This window comes from Xanthomonas populi (assembly GCF_002940065.1).
Classification (GTDB): domain Bacteria; phylum Pseudomonadota; class Gammaproteobacteria; order Xanthomonadales; family Xanthomonadaceae; genus Xanthomonas; species Xanthomonas populi.
Window position 1 is genome coordinate 1 of sequence record NZ_MDEJ01000175.1, and the last position, 6,525, is coordinate 6,525.

The following is a 6,525-nucleotide window of genomic DNA, read 5'->3' on the forward strand; positions in this document are numbered from 1 at the left end:
AGCTGATCATGTCTGTCGTTCTCCGCTGGCAGGGCGTCAAGTCAATGATGGCAGATTGCTGGGGTTTTTAGAGGATCCTGGAAGTCGGTGTTGGGCATGGATCGCACTTCGATAATTTGGGTTCTGGCACTGGTTAACCCCATCACGCTTTGGTGATGACAAGTCACTTCACATTCGCTACGAATTCGCCTCAAGCCCTCCACACCGGCACATCGCACCCTGGCCACCTATCAGAATGAGATGGCCGATGAAATCACTGAAACTGTCGTTGCGGTTCGCCACCATCGGCGGATTGATCCTGTGTTGCTGATTCCGTTACTGTTGATTGGCGGCACGGTGCAGGACCGTGCGCGTCATCGCGATGCTGCGGTGGAGCGGGCGGCTCAGAGCAAGGCCGGCGAGCAGCAGTTCATCGCGCCGGTGCGGGTGCTGCCGTTTACCGAGGACGTGCAGGTCACCGAGCCCGATGAGCAAGGCAATCCACGCAAGCTCTGGCGCAAGTAAGAGGGCCAGGTGTTGCAGACCCCGCGCTCGCTCACCCTGAGCGGCGAGCTGACCCCCGTCCGGGCCCAAGATCGGCTTGTTCCGCGTGCAGGTGTATGCGTGGAAGGCCAAGCTCAAGGCCGAGTTCGACCCGTTCGACTATCCGGCCGTTGCCGGTCGCAGTTATGGTCACCCGCATCTGGCGGTGGGCATTTGCGACGTACGTGGTCTGGTCGGTTCACCGAGCCTGCGGGCCGGATGGCCGCAATCTGGCATTGGAGAGCGGGGCGGGTGGCTCGGCCTCGCGTTCGTCCGGTATCCATGCCGATCTGCAGCCGCTGAGCGATCCGCTGGCCGGCAGCTCGGGCAACGGCACTGTGGTGGAGATGCCCTTCGTGCTGGACGGCACCCGCAGCCTGACCATCGCGCCGATTGCCGACAACAACGATATCGCCTTGCGCTCGGCTTGGCCGCATCCGTCGTTCGGCGGGCGCTTCCTGCCGAATGCGCCGACGATCAGCGAGCGCGGTTTTGATGCGAGCTGGTCGTTGTCGTCGCTGGCCACCGGCGCACAGACGCAGCTGCCATCCAGCCAGACCGGGCTGGACATGCTGGAAGTGCGGCTGGTCGACCCGGTGCACGTGCATACCCAGGCCGACCGCGCCAGCAAGTACGTCATCCTGTTCGTGGTGTTGACCTTCGTGGCGTTTCGAGTTGATCAAGCGCTTGCCGATCCATCCCTTGCAATATTTGCTGGTGGGCTTGGCGCTGGCGCTCTTCTTCCTGCTGCTGCGCCTTTCCGAGCACATCGCGTTCTGGCAGGCGTATCTGGTGTCGGCTGCGGCGTGTATCGGTTTGCAGGTCTTCTCTACTGTTCGGCGTGTTGCGCAGCTGGGCGCGTGCAATGGGGTTCTCGGTGATGCTCACCGCGTTGTATGGCGTGCTCTACAGCCTGTTGATCTCCCAAGACAACGCGCTGCTGATGGGATCGCTGCTGTTGTTCGGCATCCTGGTCAGCATCATGTGGGTGACTCGCAAGCTCGATTGGTACGAGCTTGACAACAGCCTGCGCCAAGGCCGGCATGCTCGCTCACGCACAGGTTCACCGGCGGGCGCAACGTTCGAAGAGGCGGCGGTGGTTGTTGTGGCAGCAACCCGCTGCGGCGGATCCGGGCAACCGCCGTTGGCTGCGTTGAGGCCTGGTGTGGTAGCTGAGTCAAGCTCGCTTACCATGCAGGCATGACTGGTTCCTGCCTGATCGTTGAAACAGTGCGCGGCACGGACGTGTTGCCGCATCTGGATGCGGTGGCGCAGCTGCGTATCAGCGTGTTTCGTGCATGGCCGTATCTGTACAAGGGCGATACCGATTACGAACGCGGGTATCTGGCCGCGTATGCGGCTTCGCCGGACAGCGTGTTCGTGCTGGCGCGCGATGGCGATGCGGTGATAGGTGCCTCCACCGGCCTGCCGCTCCTCGAAGACAGCGCGGCCTTCCACATGCCGTTTCGCGCTGCCGGCATCGACCCGGCCAGGGTGTTTTATTTTGGCGAATCGGTGTTGCTGCCGGCGTATCGCGGGAAGTTGATCGGGCACGCTTTTTTTGACCAAAGCGAAGCGCATGCACGCGCGCTGGGCCGATTCGTATTGAGTGCATTTTGCTCGGTGGAGCGTGCGCCCGACGATCCGCGCACGCCGGCCGATTACCGCCCCAACGATGGGTTCTGGCGCAAGCGTGGCTATGCACCGCAACCGGGCATGCGCGTGCAGCTTGCTTGGGCGGAGTTGCAACACGGCAAGATCGACCACAGTTTGCGTGTGTGGACGCGGGCGTTGTCGCCGTGACTGCTGACGACTCTGTCACCGCTTCTTCATTCTTCGATCAATCGCAACAAGGCCGCCAGATGAAACTCGCCGTCGCCAAATATCCGATCGGCAAACCCGCCGATTTCGCCGCCTTCGCTGCCTGCCAATCCGCGCTGGTGGGCGAGGCCACCGCAGCCGGCGCACGGGTGCTGGTGCTGCCCGAATATCTGGCGCTGAAACTGGGCGCAACCTTCGGTGCGCATATTTCAGCCGGTTTGCCTGAGTCGCTGGCGGCGATTCAGGCGCTGCGCGGGCCGTGGCTGGAGCTGTTTTCCGGATTGGCACGCCGGCATCAGGTGCATTTGATTGCAGGCAGCTTTCTGCTTGACCTGGGCCAGGGCCGCTACCGCAATCGCAGCGACTGGTTCACGCCCGAAGGCCGTCATGGTTGGCAGGACAAACTGCAACTTACCGGCTTCGAAAAAGCCACCGGGCTGATCGATCCAGGCGATGCGGTAAAGGTGTTCGACATGGACGGCGTGCGCGCGGCGATTGCGATCTGTTACGACAGCGAATTTCCACTGCCGGTGCGCGCGCAAAACGAGGCCGGCGCGCGGTTGTTGATCGTGCCGAGTTGCACCGACACCGCAGCCGGCGCCATGCGGGTGCGCATCGGCTGCCTGGCGCGTGTGCTGGAAAACCGCCTGTTCGTCGCGCAATCGGTCACTGCCGGCGAAGCGCCGTGGAGCCCTGCGCTGGACGTCAATACCGGCGAAGCAGCAGTGTTCGCACCGATGGATGTCGGCTTCCCTGCCGACGGCGTGCTGGCGCAGACCCAGGGCAGTACCGTGTGGGCGTATGCAGAGCTGGACTTCGCCGCTTTCGAAGCCAGCCGCGCCCAGGCCCAGGTCGCCAACGACCGCGATTGGCACGGGCAGTTGGCCGCTCACGTGGCGCGTGCCAAGCTGGCCACATTCGACTGACCCACCACCCACCAGGTTCCCATGGCCAAGAAAACCCTGATTCCGCACAGCGTCCGTCTCGAATTCGCGCCTGGCGCGTTGGTGCACAGCAATCTGTCCGGTGCGGCCTTTACCGACGACTGGCTGTGGGTGGCCGGCGACGAAGCCTGCGCGGTGGATCGCCTGCGCAAGCTCGACCCCGTGCAGCGCGAGACGCTGCGCCTTGGCGAAGGGCAGAGCTTTGCGCTGGCCCAATTGCTGGATCTGCCGGGCGAGGCGGCCGAGGAAGCGGATCTTGAAGGCATGGCGCTGTCGGATGGATTTCTGTGGGTGATCGGCTCGCATGGCCTCAAACGCAAAAATGCCAAGCGCAGTCGCGACGATGCGGAAAACGCCAAGCGCCTGACCAAACTCAAACTCGATGCCAACCGCCGCCTGCTGGCTTGCTTGCCGATCGAGCGCGACGACGACGGCACGCCACGGCTGGTACGCCAAGCCGCCGACGGCCGCCGCGCGCTGCGGCTCAAGGGCGATGCCAAGCACAACCAGCTCACCGACCTGTTGGCCGACGACCCGCATTTCGGCCCGTTTCTGAAGATTCCCGGCAAGGACAACGGCTTCGATATCGAAGGCATCGTGGTGGACGGCCAGCGCCTGCTGCTGGGCCTGCGCGGGCCGGTGCTGCGCGGCTGGTCGGCGATGCTGGAAATCCAGGTCCAGGCGCATGGCGACCATCTGCGCCTGGCGCCGCTGGACGAAGACGGCACACTGCTGCGTAAACACTTCCTGCAATTGGGTGGGCTGGGCATCCGCGACCTGCATTATTCCGGCGAGGATCTGTACCTGCTGGCCGGGCCGACCATGATGCTGAACGGCGAGATCCGCCTGTTCAAATGGCCAGATGCGCGCGCGGTGCTGGCTGCCAACCAGGCGCCGGTGCGCTTTCAGCACGACCTACTGGAATCGGCGGTGTTGCCGCATGGCAAGGACAGCGACCGCGCCGAGGCCATCTGCAATTTGCCAAAGCACCTTGCCGGTAACACGCCGGCCTGGCTGGTGCTGTACGACGCGCCGGGCCCGGCGCGCAGCGGAGGCGATGGTGTGGTCTACGGCGATCTGTTGCGCAATCGCTGAAGCGGCGGTCGGCAGGTCTGCGCTGCACAAGGTAAAATCCGCCGATTCCTGTTCCGCCGAGGGCTCCATGACCTGCCGCACCCGTTTTGCCCCCAGCCCCACCGGTTACCTGCACATCGGCGGCGCCCGCACGGCCCTGTATTGCTGGCTGGAGGCACGCCATCGCGGCGGGCAGTTCTTGCTGCGCATCGAAGACACCGACCGCGAGCGCAGCACCCAGGCGGCGATCGACGCCATCCTGGAGGCCATGGACTGGCTGGGCCTAGGCTTTGATGAAGGCCCGATCTACCAGACCCAGCGCGTCGCCCGCTATCAAGAGGTCGCCGAGCAGCTGCTGGCGCAGGGCAAGGCCTATTACGCCTACGAAACCCGCACCGAGCTCGACGCCATGCGCGAAGCCGCGATGGCCAAGCAGGAAAAGCCGCGCTACAACGGCGCCGCCCGTGAGCAGAACCTGCCGTACCGCGACGACCCCAATCGTGTGATCCGCTTCAAGAACCCGCAAGGCGGCACGGTGGCGTTCGACGACCTGATCAAGGGCGTCATCGAGATCGCCAACAGCGAGCTCGACGACATGGTGATCTTCCGCCCGGACGGCTTCCCCACCTACAACTTTGCGGTGGTGGTCGACGACTGGGACATGGGCATCACCGAGGTGATCCGCGGCGACGACCACATCAACAACACGCCGCGCCAGATCAATATCTATGAAGCGCTGGGTGCGCCGGTGCCAAAATTCGCGCATATGCCGATGATTCTGGACGAACAGGGCGCCAAGCTGTCCAAGCGCACCGGCGCGGCCGACGTCATGCAATACAAGGACGCCGGCTATCTGCCGCATGCGTTGATCAATTATCTGGCCCGTCTGGGCTGGTCGCACGGCGACCAGGAGTTGTTCACTCAGCAGGAATTGCGCGACCTGTTCGACGTCAAGAACGTCAATTCCAAGGCTGCGCGCCTGGATATGGCCAAGCTCGGCTGGGTCAACCAGCATTACCTGAAGACCGACGACCCAGCCAGCATCGCCCCGCAGCTGGAATACCAGCTCACCAAGCTCGGCATCGATGTTTCCGCCGGCCCGGCCGCCGCCGATGTGGTGGTGGCGTTGCGCGAGCGCGTGCAGACCTTGAAGGAAATGGCCGAAAAAGCCGTGGTCTGGTACCAGCCGCTGGAAACTTATGACGAAGCTGCGGTGATCAAGCACCTGAAGCTGGGCGCCGAAGTGCCGCTGGGCAAGGCGCGCGAACTGCTGGCGGCGCAAAGCGAATGGAGCGTTGAGAGTGTGTCGGCCGCGCTGCACGCCGCCGCCGCCACGCTGGAGTTGGGCATGGGCAAGGTTGCCCAGCCACTGCGCGTGGCCATCACGGGCACCCAGGTCAGCCCGGACATTTCGCAGACGGTGTACCTGGCCGGACGCGAGGGCGCCTTGAAACGCATCGACGCGGCACTCATCAAAATAGGAGCGGCCTGACGCCGGGGAAATGATGAAGACCAACGAACACGCCTGCACTGCACCGCATCACCACGTCGAAGACGCCAACGGGTTCGTGCGCGCGGTGGAGCGCGCCTGCAGCGAGCGCGGCCTGCGGCTCACCCCCATCCGAGCCAATGTGATGCGGCTGATCGCCGACGCCGGCAAGCCGGTCAAGGCCTACGACCTGCTGGACTGGGTGCGCGAAGGCAAGGGCGCCGGCGCCGACGCCCCGCCCACGGTGTACCGCGCGCTGGATTTTTTAATGGCCAATGGATTCGTGCACAAGCTCGCATCGGTCAACGCCTTCGTCGCCTGCCATCACCCCAACAGCGCCCAGCATTCGGTGCCATTTCTGATCTGCGACCGCTGCCATAGCGCGGTAGAGCTGGAAGACCGCGACGTGGTGGCGCAACTGGAAGCTCGCGCCAAGGCGCTGGGTTTCCATCCGCAGGCGCAGACCCTGGAAGTGCATGGCCTGTGCGCCAAGTGCGCGGTGGCGGAGTAACGATCACCCCGCAACAGCAGCTCGATTCAGTTAATCAGGCGGTCACATAAGGCGCCTGCACCGCGTGGGTGGTGCCGTTTGAATAAAAGGGCACCTCGAACAACCAAGTCGTAGCCGTGGTGACACGCACTGGATGATGACCATACCTTCAAAAAATCAGCGAT

Annotated in this window: 5 protein-coding genes and 1 pseudogene; all 6 read left to right on the top strand. The window is 63.8% G+C overall.

Translation table 11 applies throughout. The features are described 5' to 3' along the window. Positions 1-247: 247 nt before the first annotated feature. Positions 248-1,555, top strand: a pseudogene (gene creD / locus XpopCFBP1817_RS18695) (cell envelope integrity protein CreD); the annotation flags it as partial. Between the two features lie 167 nt (positions 1,556-1,722). Next, on the top strand, positions 1,723-2,325 hold the full coding sequence (locus XpopCFBP1817_RS18700; protein ID WP_128418257.1) for a GNAT family N-acetyltransferase: 603 nt from the start codon (positions 1,723-1,725) through the stop codon (positions 2,323-2,325). A 59-nt stretch (positions 2,326-2,384) separates the two neighbouring features. Continuing rightward, entirely contained in the window at positions 2,385-3,269 is an 885-nt protein-coding gene (locus tag XpopCFBP1817_RS18705) for a carbon-nitrogen hydrolase family protein (RefSeq protein WP_128418258.1), read from the top strand. A gap of 21 nt (positions 3,270-3,290) precedes the next feature. Further along, positions 3,291-4,382: a DUF3616 domain-containing protein gene (locus tag XpopCFBP1817_RS18710; protein WP_128418259.1), complete on the top strand. Its 1,092-nt coding sequence runs from the start codon at positions 3,291-3,293 to the stop codon at positions 4,380-4,382. 67 nt (positions 4,383-4,449) lie between these two features. Beyond that, a complete protein-coding gene (gene gltX, locus XpopCFBP1817_RS18715) occupies positions 4,450-5,853 on the top strand; it encodes a glutamate--tRNA ligase (RefSeq protein WP_128418260.1) in 1,404 nt (467 codons plus the stop codon). Positions 5,854-5,866: 13 nt separating this feature from the next. Next, a complete protein-coding gene (locus tag XpopCFBP1817_RS18720; RefSeq protein ID WP_128418261.1) occupies positions 5,867-6,361 on the top strand; it encodes a transcriptional repressor in 495 nt (164 codons plus the stop codon). Positions 6,362-6,525: the final 164 nt, after the last annotated feature.

What these genes read in the sequence shown, in the direction of transcription:
- XpopCFBP1817_RS18700 (WP_128418257.1), top strand. Translation starts at nt 1,723, where the DNA reads ATGACTGGTTCCTGCCTGATCGTTGAAACAGTGCGCGGCACGGACGTG.
- XpopCFBP1817_RS18705 (WP_128418258.1), top strand. Translation starts at nt 2,385, where the DNA reads ATGAAACTCGCCGTCGCCAAATATCCGATCGGCAAACCCGCCGATTTC.
- XpopCFBP1817_RS18710 (WP_128418259.1), top strand. Translation starts at nt 3,291, where the DNA reads ATGGCCAAGAAAACCCTGATTCCGCACAGCGTCCGTCTCGAATTCGCG.
- gltX (WP_128418260.1), top strand. Translation starts at nt 4,450, where the DNA reads ATGACCTGCCGCACCCGTTTTGCCCCCAGCCCCACCGGTTACCTGCAC.
- XpopCFBP1817_RS18720 (WP_128418261.1), top strand. Translation starts at nt 5,867, where the DNA reads ATGAAGACCAACGAACACGCCTGCACTGCACCGCATCACCACGTCGAA.